At 68.0% G+C, this 24,203-nt stretch carries 23 protein-coding genes, 1 other RNA gene, 1 pseudogene and 1 riboswitch; of the genes and pseudogenes, 15 read left to right on the top strand and 10 right to left on the bottom strand.

Annotated elements, in window-relative coordinates:
* Positions 1 to 26: 26 nt before the first annotated feature.
* Complete coding sequence (gene ettA / locus AB4Y64_RS12485; RefSeq protein WP_441816782.1) at positions 27 to 1,691, bottom strand: energy-dependent translational throttle protein EttA; 1,665 nt, start codon at positions 1,689 to 1,691, stop codon at positions 27 to 29.
* Between the two features lie 210 nt (positions 1,692 to 1,901).
* A complete protein-coding gene (lpxO, locus tag AB4Y64_RS12480; protein WP_441817011.1) occupies positions 1,902 to 2,810 on the bottom strand; it encodes a lipid A hydroxylase LpxO in 909 nt (302 codons plus the stop codon).
* A 176-nt stretch (positions 2,811 to 2,986) separates the two neighbouring features.
* On the opposite strand from lpxO, the gene glyA reads away from it, so the two are divergent.
* From glyA to thiL, 9 genes are all read left to right on the top strand, one after another.
* On the top strand, positions 2,987 to 4,255 hold the full coding sequence (glyA, locus tag AB4Y64_RS12475; RefSeq protein WP_441816781.1) for a serine hydroxymethyltransferase: 1,269 nt from the start codon (positions 2,987 to 2,989) through the stop codon (positions 4,253 to 4,255).
* Between the two features lie 59 nt (positions 4,256 to 4,314).
* Entirely contained in the window at positions 4,315 to 4,836 is a 522-nt protein-coding gene (gene nrdR / locus AB4Y64_RS12470) for a transcriptional regulator NrdR (protein ID WP_441816780.1), read from the top strand.
* Complete coding sequence (gene ribD / locus AB4Y64_RS12465) at positions 4,836 to 5,951, top strand: bifunctional diaminohydroxyphosphoribosylaminopyrimidine deaminase/5-amino-6-(5-phosphoribosylamino)uracil reductase RibD (protein WP_441816779.1); 1,116 nt, start codon at positions 4,836 to 4,838, stop codon at positions 5,949 to 5,951. The genes nrdR and ribD overlap by 1 nt, the downstream gene beginning before the upstream one ends.
* A gap of 30 nt (positions 5,952 to 5,981) precedes the next feature.
* A complete protein-coding gene (locus tag AB4Y64_RS12460) occupies positions 5,982 to 6,755 on the top strand; it encodes a class I SAM-dependent methyltransferase (RefSeq protein WP_441816778.1) in 774 nt (257 codons plus the stop codon).
* A 102-nt stretch (positions 6,756 to 6,857) separates the two neighbouring features.
* Positions 6,858 to 7,044: riboswitch (FMN riboswitch) on the top strand.
* Positions 7,045 to 7,192: 148 nt separating this feature from the next.
* Positions 7,193 to 7,792, top strand: coding sequence for a riboflavin synthase (locus tag AB4Y64_RS12455; RefSeq protein WP_441816777.1), 600 nt, complete (start codon positions 7,193 to 7,195; stop codon positions 7,790 to 7,792).
* A gap of 121 nt (positions 7,793 to 7,913) precedes the next feature.
* On the top strand, positions 7,914 to 9,038 hold the full coding sequence (gene ribB, locus AB4Y64_RS12450) for a 3,4-dihydroxy-2-butanone-4-phosphate synthase (RefSeq protein WP_441816776.1): 1,125 nt from the start codon (positions 7,914 to 7,916) through the stop codon (positions 9,036 to 9,038).
* A gap of 79 nt (positions 9,039 to 9,117) precedes the next feature.
* Positions 9,118 to 9,585 (top strand): 6,7-dimethyl-8-ribityllumazine synthase, encoded by a 468-nt coding sequence (ribH, locus tag AB4Y64_RS12445; RefSeq protein WP_158733423.1) that lies wholly within the window; start codon positions 9,118 to 9,120, stop codon positions 9,583 to 9,585.
* On the top strand, positions 9,582 to 10,043 hold the full coding sequence (nusB, locus tag AB4Y64_RS12440; protein WP_200606821.1) for a transcription antitermination factor NusB: 462 nt from the start codon (positions 9,582 to 9,584) through the stop codon (positions 10,041 to 10,043). The genes ribH and nusB overlap by 4 nt, the downstream gene beginning before the upstream one ends.
* Before the next feature lie 107 nt (positions 10,044 to 10,150).
* Positions 10,151 to 11,098: a thiamine-phosphate kinase gene (gene thiL, locus AB4Y64_RS12435; protein ID WP_441816775.1), complete on the top strand. Its 948-nt coding sequence runs from the start codon at positions 10,151 to 10,153 to the stop codon at positions 11,096 to 11,098.
* 9 nt (positions 11,099 to 11,107) lie between these two features.
* Here the strand turns inward: thiL and AB4Y64_RS12430 are convergent, their stop codons facing one another.
* From AB4Y64_RS12430 to AB4Y64_RS12405, 6 genes are all read right to left on the bottom strand, one after another.
* The gene (locus tag AB4Y64_RS12430; RefSeq protein ID WP_441816774.1) at positions 11,108 to 12,493 is read right to left on the bottom strand and encodes an FAD-binding oxidoreductase; all 1,386 of its coding nucleotides are present in this window, start codon (positions 12,491 to 12,493) and stop codon (positions 11,108 to 11,110) included.
* 71 nt (positions 12,494 to 12,564) lie between these two features.
* Positions 12,565 to 13,020 (bottom strand): hypothetical protein, encoded by a 456-nt coding sequence (locus AB4Y64_RS12425; RefSeq protein WP_441816773.1) that lies wholly within the window; start codon positions 13,018 to 13,020, stop codon positions 12,565 to 12,567.
* 32 nt (positions 13,021 to 13,052) lie between these two features.
* Positions 13,053 to 13,952 (bottom strand): DUF2950 domain-containing protein, encoded by a 900-nt coding sequence (locus AB4Y64_RS12420; protein ID WP_441816772.1) that lies wholly within the window; start codon positions 13,950 to 13,952, stop codon positions 13,053 to 13,055.
* Between the two features lie 12 nt (positions 13,953 to 13,964).
* Positions 13,965 to 15,341: a DUF3300 domain-containing protein gene (locus AB4Y64_RS12415; protein WP_441816771.1), complete on the bottom strand. Its 1,377-nt coding sequence runs from the start codon at positions 15,339 to 15,341 to the stop codon at positions 13,965 to 13,967.
* 100 nt (positions 15,342 to 15,441) lie between these two features.
* Entirely contained in the window at positions 15,442 to 15,591 is a 150-nt protein-coding gene (locus AB4Y64_RS12410; RefSeq protein ID WP_441816770.1) for a hypothetical protein, read from the bottom strand.
* A 55-nt stretch (positions 15,592 to 15,646) separates the two neighbouring features.
* Complete coding sequence (locus AB4Y64_RS12405; protein WP_441816769.1) at positions 15,647 to 16,612, bottom strand: MBL fold metallo-hydrolase; 966 nt, start codon at positions 16,610 to 16,612, stop codon at positions 15,647 to 15,649.
* A gap of 234 nt (positions 16,613 to 16,846) precedes the next feature.
* On the opposite strand from AB4Y64_RS12405, the gene AB4Y64_RS12400 reads away from it, so the two are divergent.
* From AB4Y64_RS12400 to AB4Y64_RS12385, 4 genes are read left to right on the top strand one after another with little or no spacing between them, the layout of a single operon-like run.
* The gene (locus AB4Y64_RS12400) at positions 16,847 to 18,643 is read left to right on the top strand and encodes a sensor histidine kinase (RefSeq protein WP_441816768.1); all 1,797 of its coding nucleotides are present in this window, start codon (positions 16,847 to 16,849) and stop codon (positions 18,641 to 18,643) included.
* On the top strand, positions 18,640 to 19,080 hold the full coding sequence (locus AB4Y64_RS12395; RefSeq protein ID WP_441816767.1) for a response regulator: 441 nt from the start codon (positions 18,640 to 18,642) through the stop codon (positions 19,078 to 19,080). The genes AB4Y64_RS12400 and AB4Y64_RS12395 overlap by 4 nt, the downstream gene beginning before the upstream one ends.
* A gap of 1 nt (position 19,081) precedes the next feature.
* Positions 19,082 to 19,519, top strand: coding sequence for a response regulator (locus tag AB4Y64_RS12390; RefSeq protein WP_441816766.1), 438 nt, complete (start codon positions 19,082 to 19,084; stop codon positions 19,517 to 19,519).
* Between the two features lie 40 nt (positions 19,520 to 19,559).
* Positions 19,560 to 20,138 (top strand): manganese efflux pump MntP, encoded by a 579-nt coding sequence (locus AB4Y64_RS12385; protein ID WP_441816765.1) that lies wholly within the window; start codon positions 19,560 to 19,562, stop codon positions 20,136 to 20,138.
* Between the two features lie 47 nt (positions 20,139 to 20,185).
* Here the strand turns inward: AB4Y64_RS12385 and AB4Y64_RS12380 are convergent, their stop codons facing one another.
* Together AB4Y64_RS12380 and AB4Y64_RS12375 are read right to left on the bottom strand one after the other, a co-directional pair.
* A complete protein-coding gene (locus AB4Y64_RS12380; protein ID WP_441816764.1) occupies positions 20,186 to 20,566 on the bottom strand; it encodes a YraN family protein in 381 nt (126 codons plus the stop codon).
* Positions 20,550 to 21,797 (bottom strand): annotated as a pseudogene (locus AB4Y64_RS12375) (penicillin-binding protein activator); the annotation flags it as partial. The gene AB4Y64_RS12380 and the pseudogene AB4Y64_RS12375, both read right to left, overlap by 17 nt.
* A 213-nt stretch (positions 21,798 to 22,010) precedes the next feature.
* Here AB4Y64_RS12375 and rsmI point away from each other — a divergent pair.
* Entirely contained in the window at positions 22,011 to 22,865 is an 855-nt protein-coding gene (gene rsmI / locus AB4Y64_RS12370) for a 16S rRNA (cytidine(1402)-2'-O)-methyltransferase (protein WP_441816763.1), read from the top strand.
* A gap of 358 nt (positions 22,866 to 23,223) precedes the next feature.
* Positions 23,224 to 23,579, top strand: an RNA gene (rnpB, locus tag AB4Y64_RS12365) — RNase P RNA component class A.
* Positions 23,580 to 24,203 lie beyond the last annotated feature (624 nt).

Raw genomic sequence — 24,203 nt, 5'->3', positions numbered from 1 at the left:
CCGCAGAGCGGGCGCGGGCCAGATCATCACTTCAGGGCCTTGAACCTCAGGCGGTGCGGCTGCGCGCCTTCGGCGCCCAGGCGACGCTTCTTGTCTTCCTCGTACTCGCGGTAGTTGCCCTGGAAGAACTCCACGTGCGAGTCGCCTTCGAAGGCGAGGATGTGCGTGGCGATGCGGTCCAGGAACCAGCGGTCATGCGAGATCACGAACGTGTTGCCCGGGAACTCGAGCAGTGCGTCTTCGAGCGCGCGCAGGGTTTCGATGTCGAGGTCGTTGGACGGTTCGTCGAGCAGCAGCACGTTGCCGCCCTGCAGCAGGGTCTTGGCCATGTGCAGGCGACCGCGCTCACCACCCGACAGCGTGCCGACCAGCTTCTGCTGGTCCTGGCCCTTGAAGTTGAAGCGGCCGATGTAGGCGCGCGACTGGATCTCGACACCGTTGATGTTGAGGATGTCGAGGCCGCCAGAGACTTCCTGGAAGACGTTGTGGTTGCCTTCCAGCTTGTCGCGGCTCTGGTCGACATAGGCCAGCTTCACCGTCGAACCCATGGTGATCTCGCCGGAGTCCGGCTTTTCCTGGCCGGTGATCATCTTGAACAGCGTCGACTTGCCGGCGCCGTTCGGGCCGATGATGCCGACGATCGCGCCGGCCGGCACGAGGAAGCTGAGGTTGTCGATCAGCAGACGGTCGCCGAACTTCTTGCTGACGTTCTTGAACTCGACCACCGCGTTGCCCAGGCGCTCGCCCGGCGGGATGAAGATCTCGTTGGTCTCGTTGCGGCGCTGGTAGTCGACCGACTGCAGCTCATCGAGGCGGGCAAGACGCGCTTTGCCCTTGGAGCGGCCGCCCTTGGCATTCTGGCGGGCCCACTCGAGTTCCTTGTGGATCGCCTTCTGGCGCGCCTTTTCCTGGCCTTCTTCCTGCTTGAGGCGCTCTTCCTTCTGCATCAGCCAGTCGGTGTAGTTGCCCTTCCACGGAATCCCGCGGCCGCGGTCGAGCTCGAGGATCCACTCGGCGGCGTTGTCGAGGAAGTAACGGTCGTGGGTGACTGCCACCACGGTGCCGGTATAGCGCGCGAGGAACTGCTCCAGCCATTCCACCGACTCGGCGTCGAGGTGGTTGGTCGGTTCGTCGAGCAGCAGCATGTCCGGCTTCTGCAGCAGCAGCTGGCACAGCGCAACGCGGCGCTTCTCGCCACCCGACAGCTTGCCCACGACCGCTTCCCACGGCGGCAGGCGCAGTGCATCGGCGGCCACTTCGAGCTGCTGCTCGAGCATGTGCGCGTCGCCGGTGGCGAGGATCGCCTCCAGGCGCTGCTGCTCGGCGGCGAGCTTGTCGAAATCGGCGCCTTCTTCGGCGTAGGCGGCGTAGACGGCGTCGAGCGCGGCCTGCGCGCTGAGCACGTCACCGACGCCGACTTCCACGGCCTGGCGCACGGTGTGGGTGGGATCGAGCTGCGGCTCCTGGGCGAGGTAGCCGACCTTGATGCCCGGCTGCGGGCGCGCTTCGCCGACGAAATCGGTGTCGACGCCGGCCATGATCTTGAGCACCGTCGACTTGCCCGCGCCGTTGAGGCCGAGCAGGCCGATCTTCGCGCCGGGGAAGAAGGACAACGAGATGTCCTTGATGATCTGGCGCTTCGGCGGAACGGTCTTGCTGACACCGTTCATGGTGTAGATGTATTGCGACATGGGCACTCCGGAACGCAGGACGCGCCGAGCCGGGCCGGGAGGCCTGGGGCAGGGCGGGGAAGCGGTGATTATACGGGGTCGGGGCCCGCTGCCGCCTGGCCACCGTCATCCGGCGAACGCGGGGATCCAGTGACGGCGCCCCAGCCAGCGAGCCGTGGCCAACGGTCAGGTCGCGGTCCCGGGTCCCGGCATTCGCCGGGGCGACGGGCCTCAGATCCAGACGATGAACGCCACCACGGCCAGCACCGCCAGGTACTTCAGCCCGTAATACAGGTTCTTGTTGCGCTCCCGCAGGCCCTTGGCCTTCAGGCGCAGCACGTAGAAGTACTTGAACAGGCGGTTGATGCCACCGGTCTTGTCGCCTTCCATGTTCGGCGAGGCGCCGGCGGCGATCAGGTTGCGGGCGATGACACGGTTCAGCGCCTGCGCCCAGCGGTACTTCATCGGCCGCTCGACATCGCAGAACAGGATGATCCGGTTGACCTGGGTGTCGTTGCGGGCGCTGTGGATGAAGGTCTCGTCGAACATCGTCCACTGGCCGTCGCGCCAGCTGTAGCGGTTGCCGTCGACCTCGATGAAGCAGCCGTCGTCGTTGGGCGTCTCCAGCCCCAGGTGCAGGCGCAGCGAGCCGGCGAAGGGGTCACGGTGCGGGCGCAGCTCTCCGCCGGGCGGCAGTTCGGTGAACATCGCCGCCTTGACGCTGGGGATCTGCCGCAGCAGGGCCGTGGTCTGCGGGCACAGCTGCGCCGCCGAGGGGTGGGCGTCGTCGTACCATTTCAGGTAGAAGCGCTTCCAGCCGCGGCGGAAGAACGAGTTGAAGCCGACGTCGTTGTAGCCCTCGGCCGCCTTGATGTGCTGCAGCTCGCGCAGCCTGCGGGCTTCCTCGCGGATCACCTGCCAGTTGGCGCGCAGGGGCTCGAGCTCGGGGAAGTGGTCGCCCGGCTCATGGATGAACGCGGTGGTCGGCACGCGCGAGAACGCGTACATCAGCACGTTGATCGGGGCCATGAACGTGGAATGGTCCAGCAGCTGCCGGCCCAGGCGGTGCCGTACCTTGCCGCGGAAGTGCACGTACACCGCGCTGGCAAGGAACAGGAAGACAAAAACCCATTTCACGATCGCAGGCCCTGTGGGTGGGGAATGGGCCGTCCGGGCTCGCCGGGCGGCGCGTTGCTGGCCGCATTTTAAGGCCTGGGCTACCATCCGGGGGCTGACTGCGCCACCCCATCGGCCCTGAATGCCCGGCCGCCGGGATCCCCTGGCCCTCCCAACCCCCACCGTTCGAGGTTCCGCGAATGTTCCCCAGCTCTGCCCGTATCGCCGGTTACGACGATGAACTGGCCCAGGCCATCGCCAACGAGGCCCGCCGCCAGGAAGACCACGTCGAGCTGATCGCCTCGGAGAACTACGCCAGCCCGCGCGTGATGGAGGCCCAGGGCAGCGTCCTGACCAACAAGTACGCCGAAGGCTACCCGGGCAAGCGCTACTACGGCGGCTGCGAATACGTCGACGTGGCCGAGCAGCTCGCCATCGACCGCCTCAAGCTGCTCTTCAATGCCGGCTCCACGGAAGGTATGTATGCCAACGTCCAGCCGCATTCGGGCTCGCAGGCCAACCAGGCCGTGTATTTCGCCCTGCTCAATCCGGGCGACACGATCCTGGGCATGTCGCTGGCCCATGGCGGCCACCTCACCCACGGCGCCAAGGTCAACGCCAGCGGCAAGCTTTTCAACGCCGTCCAGTACGGCGTCGATGCCCAGGGCATGATCGATTACGACGAAGTCGAAAAGCTCGCCATCGAGCACAAGCCGAAGATGGTCGTCGCCGGTTTCTCGGCCTACTCGCAGCACATCGACTGGGCGCGCTTCCGCGCCATCGCCGACAAGGTCGGTGCGTTCCTGTTCGTCGACATGGCCCACGTCGCCGGCCTGGTCGCCGCTGGCGTCTATCCGGACCCGTTGCCGCATGCGCACGTGGTCACCTCGACCACGCACAAGACCCTGCGCGGCCCGCGCGGCGGCATCATCGTCGCGAAGAATGCGTCCGAAGACCTGGTCAAGAAGCTGCAGAGCATCGTCTTCCCGGGCATCCAGGGCGGTCCGCTGATGCACGTGATCGCGGCCAAGGCCGTGGCCTTCAAGGAAGCGCTGGAGCCGGAGTTCAAGGCCTACCAGCAGCAGGTGGTCAAGAACGCGCAGGCGATGGCCGAAACCATCATCAAGCGCGGCTACAAGATCGTTTCCGGCGGCACCCAGAACCACCTGATGCTGATCGACATGATCGGCAAGGGCGTCACCGGCAAGGACGCGGAGGCCGCGCTCGGCAAAGCCCACATCACGGTCAACAAGAATGCCGTGCCGAACGACCCGCAAAAGCCCTTCGTCACCTCGGGCCTGCGCATCGGCACCCCGGCTGTCACCACCCGCGGCTACAAGGAAGCCGACTGCGTCGAACTGGCCAACTGGATCTGCGACGTGCTCGATGCACCGGGCGACGACAAGGTCATCGCTGCGGTTCGCGAGAACGTTACCCAGCAGTGCCGCAAGTACCCGGTCTACGGCTGAGGATGACCACGCCGGCGGCCAGTGTGACGCTGCGGCAGCGCGGAATGGGGCAATAGCGCATGCATTGCCCCTTCTGCCAACACAACGACACGCGCGTGATCGATTCGCGCGTGTCCGATGACGGCGCCACGATTCGCCGGCGTCGCGTCTGCGAGGCCTGCGGCGAGCGTTTCTCGACGCTGGAAACCATCGAGCTGAAATTGCCGCTGGTGATCAAGAGCGACGGCCGCCGCGAGGCGTTCGATGCGCGCAAGCTGCGCGCCAGTTTCGACCGCGCGCTGCAGAAGCGGCCCGTGGCCGAAGAACAGATCGAAGCGGCCGTGCGCGCGGTCGTGCACCAGCTGCGCATGACGGCCGAACGCGAACTGCAGTCGCGGCGCGTCGGTGAATTCGTCATGGCCGAGATGCGCAAGCTCGACCACGTCGCCTACGTACGATTCGCGTCGGTCTACCGCGCGTTCCAGGACGTGGCCGATTTCCGCGAGGAGCTCGACCGTCTCGAAAGCGACAGCTCCGCCGAAGGCCAGCTGCCGCTGCTCGAAGGCGAGCCCGAGCCGGCTCCGCGCACCAGGAAACGCTGATGGCATTCACCGCCACCGACCACGCGATGATGGCCCAGGCCCTGCGCCTGGCCGAGCGCGGCGCCTACACCACCAAACCCAATCCGATGGTCGGCTGCGTGATCGCACATGGCGAGGAAGTCGTCGGCGAAGGCTGGCACCAGCGCGCCGGCGAGCCGCACGCCGAAGTCTTCGCGCTGCGTGCTGCTGGCGAGCGCGCCCGCGGCGCGACCGCCTACGTCACGCTTGAACCCTGCGCCCACACCGGACGCACCGGCCCGTGCGCGGATGCCCTGATCGCTGCAGGCGTCACGCGCGTGGTCGCGGCGATGCGCGATCCGTTTCCCCAGGTCGACGGCGCCGGTTTCGAGAAGCTGCAAGCGGCCGGAATCCAGGTCGAGTCCGGTCTGATGGAAGTGCAGGCGCGCGCGCTCAACCGCGGCTTCCTGTCGCGAGTGGAGCGCGGCCGCCCCTGGCTGCGGGTGAAGCTCGCGACCAGCCTCGACGGTCGCAGCGCGCTGGCCAGCGGCGAGTCGAAGTGGATCAGCGGCGAAGCCTCGCGCCTGGACGTGCAGCACTGGCGCGCACGCGCCGGGGCCATCGTGACCGGCGCCGGCACCGTGCTCGCCGACGATCCCGCGTTGACCGTGCGCATGGAGGACGACACGCCGTTCGTGGCGCCGCTGCGCGTCGTGCTCGATCCCGGCCTGGCCACGGTCGCGCGCGGCCGCGTGCGCGAAGGCGACGCGCCCACGCTCTACATCCACGCGCCCGATGCCAAGCCGCCGCGCGGAATCCAGGCGCAGCTGGCAGCCGTGACCGTGCGCGAAGGCCGCTTTGACCTCGATGCCGTGCTGCGCCTGCTTGCAGAGCGCGGCGTCAACGAGATCCAGCTCGAGGCCGGCGCCACGCTTGCCGGTGCGTTCCTCGCCGCGGGTCTGGTCGACGAAGTGCTTTTGTACGTCGCACCGGTGCTCCTCGGCGAGCGTGCGCGGCCGCTGTTCGACGGGCTCGCCATCGACTCGATGTCACAGAAGCTCAACATGGCCATCGTCGAGTCGCGCTACATTGGCCAGGACGTGCGGTTGCTGTTGCGGCCGCAACCGGCAGCCGCAGGGACGGCACCTGGCGGATAGCACACACGCGGTGCAGCACTGGAGGCAGTCATGACCACGGACCCGGCAGCGACACCGTTCAAGGATCATTTCTCCGGCATCGCCGATGCCTATGCGCAGGCCCGCCCGGAGTACCCGGACGCGCTCTTCGACGCGATCGCCGCGGTGGTTCCCGCCAGCGCCCATGTCTGGGAACCCGGCTGCGGCAGTGGCCAGGCCACGCGCGGACTGGCGGCACGCTTCGCCCACGTGCATGCCACCGAGCCGAGCGCGAAGCAGCTGGCCCAGCACTGGGCCCATAACGAAAAGAGCAACGTCAGCCTCGCCGTCGAACCCGGCGAACGCACCGCACTGGCCGACGCCAGCGTGCAACTGGTGGCGGTTGCGCAGGCGCTGCACTGGTTCGACCGCGAGCCGTTCTTCCGCGAGTGCGAGCGTGTGCTCACGCCGGGCGGTGTTCTTGCCGCCTGGGGCTATGGCGACTTCATCGCGCCCGAGGGCATGGTCGATGCCGTTGCGGCGTTCCGTGCCCGCATCGAACCCTACTGGCCCCCCGAGCGCGCCCAGATCGATGCCCGCTACGCCGGCTACGACTGGCCGTTCCCGGCGCTGCCGGCGCCGGCAATGTGGCTGGAGGCGGAGTGGGACCTGGGCCATTTCCTGCGCTACCTGTCGAGCATGTCGGCGGTCGCGCGCTGCACCGCAGACACCGGCGAAGACCCCGTCGGCCGTTACGGGCCGGCCATGGCGGCAGACTGGGGCGGGGAGGGCGATACCCGCCTGATCCAGTGGCCGCTGTTCCTGCACCTGCGCCGCAAGCCCTGAATCCCAGCCGGGTCGGTGGAACACTGCGTCCGCCGGCCCGCCCGAAAGCGGCCCCGGACCTGGATGCTAGAATCGCCGCGCCAATCCAGCGGCACCACAACACGACGTCTTCAGGGCGGGGTGGAATTCCCCACCGGCGGTAGGTGCAGGCCAGCCCAGGCCAGTCTGCACGAGCCCGCGAGCGCCTCCGGCCACGCCGGAGGGTCAGCAGATCCGGTCAGATGCCGGAGCCGACGGTACAGCGGGGCCAGCGATGGCGCCGCCACAGTCCGGATGAAAGAAGACAGCTGCACACGGCCTCGCGGCCGTGCGCCTGCCTCATGCCTTGAGGCGTTTTTCGCTCACTTCTGCGGGAAACGTTTCATGTCCATCGTCATCAGGTTCACCAGGTCCTTCGCCTTTGCCGGCCGCGTTGTCGCGTCCGCGGAGGCGCGCTGATGTTCACCGGCATCATCGAAGGGGTAGGCCGCCTGGCCACCACCGAGAACCGCGGCGGCGACGTCCGCCTGACCGTCGACGTCGGCACGCTCGCGTTCGACGCGGTCAAGCTGGGCGAAAGCATCGCGGTCAATGGCGTGTGCCTGACCGTGGTCGAGTTCGATACGACTCGCTTCGCCGCCGATGCGTCCAACGAGACCCTGTCGCTGACCACGCTTGGCGCCCTCGTGCCCGGTTCGGTGTTGAACCTGGAGCGGGCGATGCGCCCGACCGATCGCCTTGGCGGTCATATGGTCAGCGGCCATGTCGACGGCCTCGGCAGCGTCGCCTCGGTCACCGGGGACGCGCGCGCGCAACGCTGGCGCTTCAATGCCCCGGCGGCGCTGCTGCGCTACATCGCCAAGAAGGGATCGATCTGCGTGGACGGCGTCAGCCTGACCGTCAACGAGGTCGATGCCCACGGCTTCGAAGTCGCGCTGATCCCGCACACGGTCGCCAACACGGCATTCGTGCAGACCGGCGTTGGCGACGCGGTCAATCTCGAGATCGACCTGGTGGCGCGCTATGTCGAGCGCCTGCTCGCCGGCCGCAACGACTGACCGGAAAACAGATCCCGGCGTTCGCCGGGATGGCGTTGACAAGTTTGATCCCGGCGTTCGCCGGGATGGCGTTGACAAGAATGAACCGGCCCAGCCCGGATGACGTGCAACAGGAAACCCCATGCCTTTCAGCCCCATCCCCGAACTGCTCGAAGAGATCCGCAACGGCCGCATGGTCGTCATCGTCGATGACGAGGACCGCGAGAACGAAGGCGACCTGATCATGGCCGCCGAACTGGTTCGCCCGCAGGACATCAACTTCATGGTCACCCACGCGCGTGGCCTGGTGTGCCTGTCGCTCACGCGCGAACGCTGCCGCCAGCTCGGCCTGCCGCCGATGGTCCGCGACAACACCTCGCAGCACCACACCAACTTCACCGTCAGCATCGAGGCGGCCGAAGGCGTCACCACCGGCATCTCGGCCTACGACCGTGCCCACACCATCCGCACCGCGGTGCGCCCGGATGCGGCGCCGAGCGATCTCTCCCAGCCCGGCCATATCTTCCCGCTGCAGGCCCAGCCCGGCGGCGTGCTCAACCGCGCCGGCCATACCGAAGCGGCCGCCGACCTGGCGCTGCTGGCGGGCATGGAGCCGGCCGGCGTGCTGGTGGAGATCCTCAACCCCGACGGCGGCATGGCGCGGCGGCCGCAGCTGGAGCAGTTCGCCGCCGAGCACGGCCTGAAGATCGGCTCGATCGAGGAGCTGATCCGCTACCGCCTGGAAACCGAGCACACCGTCGAGCGCATCGACGAGCGCGAGATCGAGACCGAGCACGGCCCGTTCCAGTTGTTCACCTACCGCGACCGCCTCAGCCACGGCCTGCACTTCGCCCTGCGTCGCGGCGAGCCCGACCCCTCGTCGCCGACGCTGGTGCGCGTGCACATGCTCAACCCGCTCGCCGACGCCCTGCACTGGCGACGTCCGGACTTCGGACCGGCCGTGGGTGACGTGCTCAGGGCCATCGCCAGTGAAGGCCGCGGCGCGCTGGTGCTGCTGGCCGACGGAGCCGACGCCGAGGCGATGCTGGCGCGCGTGCAGGCGCCGTTGCATGCCGACAACGAAGCGACCCCGGCGACAACGCCCCCGGGCCACGCGCTGGCCGAATGGCGCAGGAACGGCGCCGGTGGCCAGATCCTGGCCGACCTCGGCCTGGGCAAGCTGCGCGTGCTGGGCACCCCGCGCCGTCAGATCGGCCTGGCCGGCTACGGCCTGGAAGTGGTCGAGTACGTCGAGTTGCCGCACTGACGACGTGCGCCTCCCCCTGCCTGCAGGGGGAGCATCCCCTTAACGCGCTAAAATGCCCGCCCACTCCGGACAATCCCCCATGCCCCATTACGAAGGCGACCTGCGCAGCCCCGAGGGCGCGCGCTTCGCGATCATTGCCAGCCGCTGGAACCCGCGCATCACCGATACGCTGGTGGCAGGCGCGCGCAAGACGTTCACCGACAACGGCGTGGCCGAAACGGCGGTGGACGTGATCCGCGTCCCGGGCGCCTGGGAGATCCCCCTCGTGGCCGCGCGCCTGGGCGCCGCCGGGCAGCATGCCGCCGTGGTCGCGCTGGGTTGCGTCGTGCGCGGCGACACGCGTCATTACGAACAGGTCGCCGACGGATGCTCGGACGGCCTGATGCGGGTCTCGCTGGACTACGGCCTGCCCGTGGCCAACGGCGTGCTCGCGGTCGAGCGCCACGAAGATGCCGAGGCCCGCGCAGGCGGCAGCCACGGCAACAAGGGCGAAGAGGCGGCCTTGGCCGCATTGGAAATGAGTCACCTGCTGGGGCAACTGCCATGAACCGCCGTCGCAACGATGGAATCGATCCCGTAGCCCGTTCGCGTGCGCGCCGTCGCGCCCTGCAGGCCGTGTATGCCTGGCAGATGTCGGGCGCCACAGCGCCGGACGTGATCTCGCAGTTCGCCCACGAGCAGGCGCACGAAGTGGCCGACCTGGAATACTTCGAGGACCTGGTGCGCGGCGTCGACCAGCACTGCAACGACCTCGACGAAGCATTGCAGCCGTTCCTCGACCGCGAGATCGACCAGGTCGATGCGATCGAACGCGCCGCCCTGCGCATCGCCGCCTACGAGCTGCGCCTGCGTCCGGACGTGCCGTACCGCGTGGTGATCAACGAGGCGATCGAGTCGGTCAAGCGCTTCGGCGCGGAGCACGGCCACACCTACGTCAATGGCGTGCTCGATCATGCCGCCGCCGCCTGGCGCGCGACCGAAGTGCAGGCGCCGCGCGGCAAGTGATGCACCTCTCCCGTCTGCGGGAGAGCGACAGTTGATACGCTCCCTCTCCCGCCAGCGGGAGAGGGCCGGGGTGAGGGCAGGGACGGGGCAGGGACGAGGACAAGGCCGTGAAAGAGTTCGACCTGATCGCCCGCATCCAGTCCCGCGCCGCCCACCGCGACGACGTCATCCTCGGCATCGGCGACGATGCCGCGGTGCTGCAGGTGCCGCCGGCCATGCAACTGGTCGTGGCCACCGACACGCTCAACGCCGGCGTGCATTTCCCGCCCGAAACCGCAGCGGCCGACGTCGGCTGGAAGGCGCTCGCGGTCAATCTCTCCGATCTTGCGGCGATGGGCGCGGAGCCGGCGTGGTGCACGCTGTCGTTGTCGTTGCCCGACAGCGACGAAACCTGGCTCGACGGTTTCCTCGACGGTTTCCTCGCCCTTGCCTCGCAGCACCGCATCGCCCTCGTCGGTGGCGACACCACCCGCGGCCCGCTCTCGATCAGCGTGACCGTGCACGGGTTCGTCGAACCCGGCCGCGCGTTGCGACGTGATGCGGCGCGCATCGGCGACGACGTCTGGGTCAGCGGTTGCCTCGGCGACGCCGCGGCGGCGCTGGAACAGTGGCGCGCGGATGCAGATGGCGATGCGCTGTTGCGCATACGGCTCGACCGGCCGACACCGCGCGTCGCACTGGGGCAGGCCCTGGTCGGCATCGCACACGCCTGCATCGACCTGTCCGACGGCCTGCTGGCCGACCTGGGCCATGTCTGCCGGACCAGCGGCGCCGGCGCCGACGTCGACCTGGACTCATTGCCCGCATCCGATGCGCTGCAGGCCTTCGCCAGCGGCCAAGCGCGCCGGCTGCTGCAGGTGGCCGGCGGGGACGATTACGAACTGTGTTTCACCGCGCCGTCAGAACGGCTCGATGAGGTCCAGCGCGCCGCCGACAGCGCGGGTGTGCCGGTGAGCTGGGTAGGGCGCATCACCGCGAACCCGGGCGTGCATGTGTTCGACGCGGACGCGATCGAGTGGCTGCCGCCACGCAAGGGCTACGAACACTTCGGCTAGGCCGGGCACCTACTCGTCCGGCAGCAACTTGCCCGGATTCAATATCCCGTCCGGATCGAACGCCCGCTTCACCGCCCGCATCATCGCCAGCGTCGGCGCATCGATTGCCTGCGGCATGAACTCGCGCTTGGCCAGCCCGATGCCATGCTCGCCCGACAAGGTGCCGCCGAGCGACAGCGTCAGCGCGAACACCCGCGCCATCGCCGCATGCGCACGCGCGTTCTGTGCGGCATCGGCGGGGTCGTAGAGCAGGTTGACGTGCAGGTTGCCATTGCCGGCGTGGCCGAAGCAGACGATCGGCAGTTCGAACTCGCGCGACAGCACCTGCACGCCATCGACCAGCTGCGGAATGCGTGACACCGGCACCACCACGTCTTCGTTGATCTTGCCCGGCGCCAGCGTGCGCAACGACGGCGACAGCGCCTTGCGCGCAGCCCACAGCTTCTCGCGCGCGGCCTCGTCGGCGGCGTCGTCGATCGAGATCAGGCCATCGCCTGCAGCCGCGCGCATCAGCGCTTCGATGTCGTGCGGCAAGGTCTGCTCGTCGCCGTCGGCCTCGACCATCAGCAGCGCACCGGCATCGTGCGGCAGGTCGGCGCCGCCGACGTCGCGCGCCAGGCGCACGGCATCGGCATCCATGAACTCCAGCATCGAAGGCGTCACTGGCTGCGCCATCAGGCGCGCCACCGCCTGTGCCGCGCTGGACACGTCGCGGTAGATCGCGCGCAGCGCACGCCGGGTCTTCGGCATTGGCGTCAGGCGCAGGCTGGCCTCGACGATCAGGGCCAGTGTTCCCTCGCTGCCGACCAGCAGGCGTTGCAGGTCGTACCCGGTCGCGCCCTTGGTGGTCGCGGTGCCGCAATGGATCAGTTCGCCGGTGCCGGTCACCGCGGTCAGCGCCAGCACGTTGTCGCGGCTGGCGCCGTATTTCACCGCGCGCGGGCCACCGGCATTGCAGGCGAGGTTGCCGCCGATGCTGCTGTAGCCGGCGCTGGTCGGATCGGGTGGCCAGAACAGCCCATGCGGCTTCAGTGCCGCCTGCAGGTCGCCATTGAGCACGCCGGGTTCGACGACCGCGCAACGATCGCCGGGGCGGATGTCGACAATGCGGTTCATCCGTTCGAACGAGACCACCACGCCGCCGGCGACGGGCACGGCCGCGCCGGTGGTGTTGGTGCCGCGCCCGCGCGCGACCACGGGCACGCCATGGGCGCGGCACGAGCGTACCAACGCCACGACCTGCTCGCGCGTGGTCGGCAACGCCACCGCATCGGGCAGCGACTGGCGGCGGGAGTTGTCGTACGCATACGCCAGGCGCTCACTGGCGTCGGTGCGCCAGCCATCGCCGAGCAGCGCGGCGAGTTCGGCGTGAAGTTCGGACACGGGTGTGTTCATCGCTGCGCAGGATAACGCGTCGTCCCGGCAGCGGCTTCCCCGGTTCTCCAGCGGTTCACGGCGCCGGGGCTTCAGTGCTTGGGCTTGCCCCTGCCGCCCGCCTCGATCAACGCGAGCTCGGCCGGGAGGTGCTGCTGCAGTTGCCTGAGCAGGTCGCGCGCGGCGGCGCTGTTGTTGGGCTTGCCGTCGAGCCAGAGCGCGCCCACTTCGGTGGCAAGACCTTTGCGTTCGGTGCTGGCCAGCAGCGCACGGGTGAGGATGATGAAACGTTCTCCGCGGTAGCGCACCGTGTAGATGCCGAGCATCTGCGCACGCATCTCGTAGTTGACGCCGTCCAGGCGGATCAGGATCTGGCCGACGGCGTTCCAGGTGTCGTTCATGCCGGCGGCGACGGTGAACTCGCCGCGGCCTGCGTCCACTTCGCGGTCTGCTTCCGATTGCGTCGGCGGCGCCGGCGTCTCCACCTTCGATGGCGAGCCGCCGCAGCCTGCGACGATCACCACCGCGGTGACAACGGCCATCCTCATCGCGCCCCTCCTGGCCGCGGGCTACGCGCCCTTCATTTGCCCTTTTCCGCTGTATCGGTCGGTACTTCCTTCCAACTGCTGTCCGGATCGAACTGCTTCATCGCTTCGGCAGTTTTCTCGCTGTCGGGACCCATGTCCTTCTCGAACACTTCGCCCTCGTGGCTGATCATGAAACTCATCACGCCGGTGTCGGCGTACCTGGCCGGCCATGCGATCACGGCAAATCCGCGGCTCATGCTGTCGCCGATCAGATAGTCGTACTGGCCGCCCGGCGCCGACGGGCCCTGCGAGGTCAGGATGCGGTACTTGTATCCGTGCCATTCGCCATCGGGCGTGTCGTCGCCGAACAACGGCCCCAGCGGGCTGTCGTCGATGCCGTTCTCTTCGGGCCAGTACAGGCCGTCGTGCATGTCGTCGCTGCTGAGGAACTTCTGCGCGTACTCGAGCACACCGTCGCCGTCGCGATCGACCGCGGCATAGTCCATCTGCGCATCGTGATAGGCGAGCACGGCCTGGACCGCATCGAGTTCGTTGCGACCGATCCGGCGCGCGCGGATTTCCGGTTCGCCGGCCTTGACGTTGAAGGCCCAGCCGGCCGGCTTCTTTTCCAGTGGCACCGGCAGGGTCCAGGTGTCCTTGCCCACCGCCAGGATCGCGCGGCCGGCAGCCGGTGTCTGGAACGAGTGCTTCTCGCGATAGCGGGTGAGGAACGCATCGACGTCGCTGCGCTCGACACTGCCGCGCGGCACATAGACCAGCCAGTCGGGCCCGAGGATGGCGCCCAGCCGCGCTTCGTCGACCTTGTCTGTACCCAGCGCATCGACCAGCGCCTGCGCAGCGGCCTCCTGGGTCGGGAACGACTCCTGCGCGGCGGCGGCCGAAGCCAGCAGTGCCAGGCATGTCATTGCCAGAAAGCGAACGGCGATGGTCATCTTCGTCTCCTCTCAACGACGACGAGCGCCGCCGCCCGAACGCGGCGGGCGCGACGGACGCGACATCTGGCGGCCGCCACCGCGCGCGCTCGACGGCCGCTGCGATGCCGAGTAGCTGCCATGGCCGCGATTGGACGATGCCCGCGTCTGGCCGGGATTGCCGGCGCCGGCGAAGGCATTGTTGGGTCCGCTGCGGTTGCCCTGGTACTGCTGTCGCGTGCCTTGCCGGGCCTGGGCATTGCGCTGCGAGTCGGCGCGGTTCTGCGCGCCCTGGCGGGCGCCGGCGGCATCGCGCCCGCCCGCCTGCTGGCGGTTCATCTGTTGCGACGCCTGGCCGGCGCGATCGCGGGCCTCGCGATTGCTTGCGGCGGGCGAGTCGAAGCCGCGTTGCGACATCGACTGGCGCGCGCGTTCGCGGTCGGCGGCGCGGGCCGGGTCGTGGCCGCGGAAGTTGTCGCGTTGCCCGGCGCCGTCCTTCTGCCGGCCGAACTGCTCGCGGCTGGCGCGGTCGCGGTAAGGCACGCCGTCGCGGTTGGCCGCGTTGTGGCGCCAGGTGTTGTCGCCGCGGTTGATCTGGCGATTGCTGTTGATGTTGTTGTAGCGGTCGACGTTGATGTCGATGTCGCCATGGCCCCAGTTGAAATCGCCCCACAACGCGGCGGTGATCGCCACGCCGGTGCCGAAGGCCAGTCCCGCCCACAGCGCGCCACCGGGGTAGTAATACGGCGACGGCGGGTAGTAGTAGGGCGGGTAGGAGGGGTAGGGCCAGGTGCCGTAGACCGTGGTCGAGTTGTAGGCCGGCACATACACCACCTGCGGGTCGGCCGGTTCGATGATGATCGTCGACGACGCCGGCGCCACGGTGGTCGTGGATCCGGCCGCAGGTTCGGAGCTGACTTTCAGTTGCTCGGTCGACTTCAGGTTGCCGGCTGCCTGCGCCTGCCGGCGCAGCCGCTGCACCGAGTCCATCACCGCATCGGGCTGTGCCAGGAACGCATCGCCCATCCGCTGCACCCAGGCCGGGTCCTTGCCCAGCAGGTCCAGTACCTGCGGGAAGGCGACCAGCGATTGCACGCTCGGGTCCCAGGCCTGGCTGCCGACCTGGCGCACAGCATCATCGCCCTTGGCATCGGGATGCGCCTTGGCCCACTTGACCGCGTCGGCGACGTCGCCGGGATAGGTCGAGGCCATCAGCACCTGCGCAAGCAGCGAATCGGGATACAGCGCGAGCGGCGCCATCATCTGGTCGAGCTGCTCTGCACTGAATGCATCCGCCGGTGCCGACGCTGCAGCCTGCGCGGCAACGGGTTCGGTCGCCTGCGGTGCCGCTGCAGCCGTCACTGCGAACAGCAATGCGGCCAGCGGCAAGTGACGTGCGGAAATGCGCATTGGGATTCTCCAATCGCAAGACGTCCGGCTTCGCGACCGTCCAGGCGGACGGCGCAGGGGCGCTTCGGGCGCATCATAGGCTTCGGCAAAACGCCGGCGTTCACGCCGCCCACACGCCTTGGCAGCCCTCACCAAAGAACGGCGGCGCCATCAGGAACAGCCCTGAAGCCAGCCCGGCGAAGATCAACGACGGCCATCGCGTCGGGCTGGTGGGATGGCCGCGCAGTTCGACCCTCTGGACGGACGCCATATCGCACTCCTGGCAATCGGGCTACGAGTCCAAGCTGATGAGGGCGCTCCGGGCGTCAGCCCTCGGGCACCCAGACGAAGCTGTCGCCCTGCGCCTTGAAGTGCCCCAGGCCCGGAAAGGGGAAATGCACCGCGTAGATGCGCAGGTTGCCGTCGGCGGCGCGTTGCAGCAGGGCGCGCCGGCTGGCCTGCGCCATCGCTGCATCCTGGTCGTACTGCACCGTCCATTCCGGTCGCTGCACCGAGATCACGAAGTGATGCGCGACATCGCCGATGTAGAGAAGGCGCTCGTCGCCCGAGCGGATTTCGTAGGCGCTGTGCCCCGGCGTGTGCCCGGCGGCAGCCACGGCGGTGACCACGCCGGGCACGATCTCGGCGCCGGGCTGGAAGGCAACCACCTTGGGCGTCATCGCCGCCACAAGCGAAGCCGCATCCTGGTCCTTCTTCAACGAGTCCCATTCGGGCGCCGAGAGGTGGATGGCAGCGTTGGGGAAGGCCAGCTTGCCGTCGGGTGCGAGCAGGCCACCGGTGTGGTCCTGGTGCTGGTGGGACAGGAAGATGTCGGTGACCTGGGACGGCTCGACGCCGGCAGCGTGCAGAGAAGCCGGCAGGAGCCCGGCACGCGCCCAGGACACATTGCCGGCGCCGGTATCAAACAACAGGATTCGCGCGCCGCTGCGCACCAGCAGAGGCTGGATGCCCAGGTGCAGCGTATCGGTCGGCTGGCCGGCCGCGGTCAGCAACGCGGCGACATCGCCCGCAGGCTGGCCGAGCGCGAAGGTCTTGCCGTCGTTGGCGACATCGATGACGCCATCCTTGAGTGCGACGGCATCGAGCGACCCGATCGTGAAGCGGAAGACATCCGGATTCTCCGCCGGCTGGGTTGCTGCGGCCGGGGCGGGAGGCGTGGGCGCGGCAGCGCTGGCGGTTTCGGTCGCGGCCGGGTCCGGTTTCGAGCATCCGGCGAGCAACAGGACGCTGGCGAGTGCGGCGGCGAGGATGGCTGGCTGGGTACGTGTCATGCGGCTGCCTGCGAGTGCGTGGGAGGGGGCGCGACTTTTCGTGGAGCCTATGCGCGTCGGCAGGGACTCACAAGCAGGGCGGCGAGGTCGCGCAATCCTGAATCGTTCATGCAGCTGGTAGCGCTCGCAGCTTCCACGGCAAATCGGATAGGATCGCCCGCTGGGCCGGGGCAGCCGCTTGCCGCCGGCCGCAGGTTGGTGTGGCCAGCCATCGCGGCAGTGGTCAGGGGACAAATGGACGTATCCGAAACCCGGGACAGCTTGGGACGGTGGCGGGTGCCCGCCATCGCCGCGGGCATCGCGTTGATCGTGGTCGTCCCGTTCCTGTTCCTGCAGGACCTGTCCCGCGACAACCTCGACGCGGCCGATGCCGTCGCGCACACCCACCAGGTGGAATCGGCCGTGACCGGCCTGGCGCTGAACGTGCGCGAGGTGGAGTCGGCGTCCATGGTGGTGGTGCTCGGTGGCGACTTGCCGATGGCCCGGCAGCGCATTGCCCAGGGGCGCGAGCAGATACCCGGGCAGTTGCTGGAACTGACCGCGCTGACCGCCGACAATCCCCGCCAGCAGCTGCTCATAGGCCGGCTGAGCGAGCTGATCGAACGCCGCCTGGAAGTGATCGACCAGTTGCTCAAGACCCGTGCCCCAGATGCCGGGCCGGTCGTGACGCCATTGGTGACGCGTTTCCCTATTCGCAGCATCATTCGCGAGATGCTCGCCAACGAGCAGGTGCTGCTCGACAAGCGCATCAGGAATGCCGAGCGTCAGCGTGCCTGGGCGCGCTGGCTGGGCTGGGGTTCGATGCTGGTGCAGGTGCTGCTGCTGGTCCTGGTGACGTGGTTGCTCGGACGCCAGGTGTCGAAGCGATTGTCTGCCGAACGGCAGTCGCGCCTGTCCAGTGCGCGCGCCCTGGCGGTGCTGCAGACGGTCCGCGAACCCATCGCGTTGATCGATGCGCAACAGCGCGTGGTCATGCACAACGCCGCATTCGAACAGCTCTACGGCCGGACAGCCGACGGCCAGCAGCTGGCGACCAATGCCGCCTGGGTGGATCCCATCCTGCAGCAGCGCCTGGGCGACGTGCTTTCGCGCGGGCGCGAGCTGTGGGATTTCGAACAGGTGCAGACCACGGCCGATCGCGTCGAGCGCACCGTATTGATCAATGCCAGCCGGATGTCATTGCCCGACCGCGACGACGAAGTCGCGCTGTTGACCGTCAGCGACGTATCCGCGCAGAAGGCAACGCAGCGGAAGATCAACGAGCTCAATCGCCAGCTCGAAGGCAAGGTCGACCAGGTTTCGGAGGTCAATCGCGAGCTGGAGGCGTTCAGCTACTCGGTGTCGCACGACCTGCGCGCGCCGTTGCGCCACGTGGCCGGCTTCTCGGACAAGCTGACCCGCCACCTTGGCGAAGTCGCCGACGAAAAGAGCCTGCACTACCTGGGCATCATCAGCAATTCGGCCAAGCGCATGTCGCACCTGATCGACGACCTGCTGGTGTATTCGCGCCTGGGTCGCAGCGCACTGCGCCTGCAGCCGGTCGACATGCAATCGATGGTTGCCGAGACGCGGGCGATGCTCGACGCGAACCTGTCGGCCGACGGCAGCTCGCAGCAGGTTTCCTGGAAGATCCAGCCGCTGCCGATCGTCGTCGCCGACGAGAACATGATGCGCCAGGTCTGGCTCAACCTGCTCGGCAACGCAGTCAAGTACAGCAGCAACCGCGAACGCAGCCAGGTCGAGGTATCGCACCAGCGCCTGGACGATGGCAGCCACGAGTTCTGCGTGCGCGACAACGGCGCCGGCTTCGACATGGCCTACGCCGGCAAGCTGTTCGGCGTGTTCCAGCGACTGCACAAGGCCAGCGACTTCCCCGGCACCGGGATCGGCCTGGCCAGTGTCAAGCGCGTACTGGCAAGGCACGGTGGCAGCATCAGTGCCGAGTCCGAGCCCGATCAGGGCGCCACTTTCCGATTCACCCTGCCGGCCGCGCTCGATGCGCCGCCGTCCACTACCAGGCTCATGCAATGACCGAATTCCGCACCATCCTGCTTGCAGAAGACAGCCACGCCGACGCCGAGATGGCGATCGACGCGTTGCGCGATGCCAACCTGGTCAACCCCATCGTCCACGTCGAGGACGGGGTCGAGGCGATGGACTACCTGCACCGGCGCGGTCGTTTTGCCGACCGTCCCGAAGGCCATCCGGCCGTGCTGCTGCTGGACATCAAGATGCCGCGCATGGACGGACTCGAAGTCCTGCAGCAGATCCGCGGCGACGCCAAGCTCAAGAACACGCCGGTGGTGATCCTGTCGTCTTCCCGCGAGGAGAGCGACCTGGCCGCCGGCTGGAACCTGGGCGTCAATGCCTATGTGGTCAAGCCGGTCGATGGCGACCAGTTCTTCCAGGCCGTGAAGGTGCTCGGCAAGTTCTGGGCAGTGATCAACGAACCGCCTGTGATCGACTGACATGGGATCGGCCGCGGATCCCAACGCCGATGCATTGCGCATCGTCCTGGTGGAGGACGATGCCGACGACGCCGAACTGGTGTCGCTGCAGTTGGCCGACGCCGGAATCCGTGCGCAGTTCCTGCACGTGCAATCGGCGTCGGAGTTGCGCGCCGCGATGAGTGCTGGCGCGGACCTGGTCGTCTCGGACGTATCGATGCCGGCATTCAGCGGATTCGAGGCCTTGGCCATCGCGCGCGAATTCGATCCGGAAATCCCGTTCCTGCTTGTGTCGGGCGCGATTGAAGACGAGGTGGCCATGCGCGCCGCCAAGTCGAAGGTGCAGGCTTATCTGCTCAAGCAGGACCTGACCGGCCTGCTTCATGCGGTGCAAGAGGCTTCCGGCGGGCTCTCGCCGACGCGTCACGCTGCCTCCCGGAAGTCGTTGAGTCCGCCCTGATAAGCTGGACTTCCGGCCGACAGCGTTGGTGATCGACGCCATGAACCCCGTATCAATCGTGCTGCTCGGCCTGGCCATGTCCACCGATGCCTTCGCGGCGGCGCTGGGCAAGGGCGCCGGCATGCTCCGGCCGCGCTGGCCCGAAGCGCTGCGCATAGGCCTGATCTTCGGCGTGGTCGAAGGCATCACCCCGGTCATTGGCTGGCTGTTGGGTTCCGCCGCCTCGCGCTACATCGAAGCCTGGGACCACTGGATCGCCTTCGGCATGCTGGGGGTGCTGGGGCTGCACATGATCTACAAGGCCGCCACCGACCAGGACGCGGCCGAAGCGGCGGCCACCGGCCGCTTGGGCGGGATCTGGTCGGTCGCCCTGACCGGACTGGCCACCAGCATCGATGCCATGGCCGTCGGTGTGGGCCTGGCCTTTGTCGACGTGAACATCCTCGTCGTCGCCGTCGTCATCGGGCTTTGCACGCTGACGATGGTCACGCTCGGGATCATGGCCGGCCGCGCGCTGGGCATGCTGATCGGCAAGCGCGCCGAAATGGCCGGTGGCGTCATCCTGATCCTGGTCGGCGCGACGATCCTCTACGAGCACCTGCACGCGGCAACGGCGTGAACGATCGCACGGCGTGACACCAACAGCGCCGGAAGCCGCGGTGCCGCTCAGCAGTCGTCGGCGCGGAATGCATCGCGCAGCCAGTGGAAGGTGGGCGCCGCCGGGTCGCCTTCGGCCTCGATCACATCGAAACGACACGCGCCGCCGGCGTAGCGCCGGTTCCTGGCAAGGAACACCATCGCGGCACGGATAAGCTTTCGGCGCTTGTGCACGTCCACCGAACCGGCACCCCCGCCGAAGCGGGCGTTGCGGCGGAATCGCACTTCGACGAACACCAGCGTGGCGCCGTCGAGCATGACCAGATCGAGTTCGCCGATGCGGTAGGTCGCATTCGCGGCCACTTCGCGCAGCCCTGCATCGATCAGGTAATCGCGCGCGGCGGCTTCCACCGCCGCGCCTTTTGCGCGCTTGTCAGCGCTGGGCGGCATCGGCCAGCGGAGTGGCGACGCCGGCGCTGAACGTCGACCATGCCGGCGTGCGCAGGACATTGCCGAAGCCGTCCAGGCGCAACGTGCCGGTGGCGCCGTCGATGCGACCGTCGGCCGTTGTTGCCAGGCGCTGCAGGTAGGCGGTGATCTGCCAGGCGTCGTAGCCGAATGCGAACAGGCGTGCGGCCGGCCCCTTGGCGCTCGACAACTGCGCGCCAACGTTGCTTGCCGGTGGCAGGCCGGGCACGCCGCGCGTGCTCCAGACATCGCTCGGGAAGACGATGCCGTCGAGGATGCGGTCTTCTTCCGGCTTGCCGGTGCCCGACAACACCTGCGACGTCGCCACGCGCGGCTTGCCAGCGAGGCCGGCCAGGGCCAGCTTCGGCATCAGCGTGCGTGCATTGCTGCCCTTGATCGCCAGGAACACGGCATCGACGCCGCCGGCCTTCTGCGCATACGGACCAAGATCGGCGATGCCTTCGCTGACCACGTCGGTCACTTCGCCGCCGCGTTCGACCAGGCGATCGCGCAGGCTGGCGACGGCACGCTGCTGCGTCTCGTCGCTGCCGCCGATCACCAGCACCTTGCGCGCACCGCGGCCCAGCAGGTATTCGGCCGCGGCGATGCCCTCGTCTTCCGGCGACAGCGAGAAGCCGGCGTTGCCGTTCGGCGGCGAGACATCACCGCGGTTGAGCGCGAGCACCGGCACCGGCAACGAGGCCTTGCCGAACAGCGCGTTGACTTCGTCGCGGCCGAGCGGACCGACCACGAAGTCGTTGCCTTCGGCCGCGGCCAGGTCGTAGGCCGCCAGCGCGCCACCGGTGGTGCCGGCGGTGTCGTAGAAGCTGATGTCGGGGCGGCGGCGGGTTTCGCCGTAATAGCCGGCGAGGAAGCCATCGCGCACCGGCGTGGCCGGGACGGCCAGGCTGCCCGACATCGGCAGCAGCACGGCCAGCTTCACCGGCGGGCGGTAACCGTCGCTGTCGGCCGGCGGGCGGCTGGCGGCATCGAAATGCCAGCCGCTGCGGTCGAACGGACGCGGCAGCGGCAGGCCGCGGCGCATCAGCGCCTGGCCGACATAGTTGTAGAGCGGATCGCCGGCCGCCAGGGCCGCCGCTTCGCGGGCGAGAGTGGGGTTGTCGAGCTGCGCCAGCAGGTGCTCGATCTGGCGATCGTTGGCGCTGCGCGCCGGGCCGACCAGGGAAGCGCCGCTGCGGGCAAGTTCGCCGGCCTGCATGATGGTGGCGTTGCGGCTGGCCTGCGATGTCGTGCCGGTTTGGGTGACCGTGGCGCAACCGCCGAGCAGGGCGGTGCTCATTGCCGCGGCGAAGATCCATTTCATCGCCCATCGATTCGAAGCTAGGCTCATCGGCATGCGTTCGCCGCGACGCGGCGTTCCTGAGGGACCGGTTAGGATTCTACCCGGCCCCACCGCAGACGCACGATGCCTACGTCCCAAGCAGCAAATCTCCCACCTCCGGGAATCCTCCATGTCGTCGCCACGCCGATCGGCAACCTCGGTGATCTGTCGGCGCGCGCGCTGGAGACCCTCAAGACGGTGAGCGCGATCTGCGCCGAGGACACCCGCCACACCCGCCAGCTGCTGTCGCACTTTGGCCTGGAGCGTCCGCTGCTGGCCTTGCACCAGCACAACGAGGACGCGCAGGCGGCGCAGCTGGTGGCGCGCCTGCGTGCCGGCGAGTCGCTGGCGCTGGTGTCGGATGCGGGAACGCCGCTGGTGAGCGATCCCGGCTTCCGCCTGGTTCGCGCGGCGCGTGCGGCCGGGATCCGGGTGTCGCCGGTCCCGGGCGCTTGTGCCGCGATCGCCGCGCTCAGTGTCGCCGGTGTGCCGAGCGATCGTTTCGTGTTCGAGGGATTCCTGCCGGCCAAGGGTTCGGCCCGTCGCGAGCGGCTGTCGCGGCTGGTAGGCGAGCCGCGCACGCTCATCTTTTACGAGTCGGCGCACCGTATCGAGGAGTCGCTGGAAGACCTCGCCGCGGCGTTCGGGGAGGCGCGCGTGGCGGTGGTCGGTCGCGAGCTGACCAAGTTGTTCGAGACGGTGCTCGACGGAACGCTGGGCGAGTTGAAGGCGCGCGTTGCGGCCGATCCGAACCAGCGCAAGGGTGAGTTCGTCGTGATCGTGGAAGGGGCCGGTGACGACGCCGACGCCAGCATCGCCGAGGGCCGACGCCTGTACGCCAAGCTCAGCGAACACCTGAAGCCCTCCCAGGCGGCCAAGCTCGCCGCCGAGCTGAGCGGCGCGCCAAGAAAAGCGCTCTACAACTCCGACGAAGGTTGAGTCTTGGCCCGAAGGGGCGAATGTCTCCGGTCGGGCGCCGTCCGGCGGGCCGGGGATTGCGCAGCCCCTTAATCAGCCATCCATGGCTGATGCGGGGCGCGGGCCATCCATGGCCCGCTGCTGCGCAATCCCCGACCCGCCGGACGACGCTTCGGCAATTCATTTCCCGGTCTTCGTTGTGCGCGCAGTCGGGAGTGGGGCGCGCAGCGGGCAGTCGCGCATGGCACGCAACAGCCCCCTTTAGTAAAGGGGGCGCCGCGGCAGCGGCAGGGAATTGGAGGTGAACTGAGTCGGGGCCCAAGGTTTGCGCAGCAAACTTTGGGGTTTATTCAACGCGAAGCGGTAGAATAAACACGGCGGAGTCGGCCAGGCAGTCGCGTCATCCTTTCGGGGGTGCCGAGGAAAGTCCGGGCTCCACAGGGCACGGTGCCAGGTAACGCCTGGGCGGCGCAAGCCGACGGAAAGTGCAACAGAGAGCAGACCGCCGAACGGCGTCGCAAGACGTGCGTGGTAAGGGTGAAACGGTGCGGTAAGAGCGCACCGCGAGTCTGGCAACAGACCGGCACGGCAAACCCCACCGGGAGCAAGACCAAATAGGGAGGCAATGCCGCGGCCCGCGGTGTCTCCGGGTAGGTTGCTTGAGCGTAGCGGCGACGCTGCGCCTAGAGGAATGACTGTCCACGACAGAACCCGGCTTACAGGCCGGCTCCGCCGCCTGCTCTTTTGCGCTTCGCGCTCAAGAGCCCCAAGTTGCTTGCGCAACTCGGGCCCCGGGCTTTCAGCCTCCAATTCCCTGCCGCTGCCGCGGCGCCCCCTTTACTAAAGGGGGCTTGTTCGCTTGGATGCGTTCCCGCCAACGGACGGGCGGGCGGCTTTTGCCTTTTCCCGCTCGCGAACGGGGTTCGCATTTCCCTTCTCCCGCCTGCGGGAGAAGGTGCCCGGAGGGCGGATGAGGGCAGCTCCTGCCAGTGCCGGGGCAGGGGGGTGAAGAGGCCATAGACATCCTTTATTCATTCTAGATGTGTGATCGGTATCGCAAATGGGGCGGTTCGTGCTGCGCGGCAGCATCGGCAAAGAGGCGAAGGGCGGCTTTGCCCTGGCTGGTGCTTGACCCCCTTCCAGTCTCAAAAAATGAGACTAAACAACGGCTAGTGGATAAGTCTTGAATAAGACTGTGAAGTTCGCTGCAAGCCCTTGATGGAACAGGTGAAATTGTCTCTGGAAACTTGTTGACAACCCTGTGGGGCGTGCCTAAGGTGGGCATCTGAGGGAAAACCGGGTTTTTTGTGGTTTTTCAGTGACCAAGCCGCCCGCTTAGAGGTGGCCCCAACCAGGTGC

This window comes from Lysobacter sp. TAF61, assembly GCF_052113485.1.
GTDB lineage: Bacteria > Pseudomonadota > Gammaproteobacteria > Xanthomonadales > Xanthomonadaceae > Lysobacter_J.
Note: the sequence above shows the minus strand (reverse complement) of the source record. Positions and strands in the feature narration are given on the sequence as shown.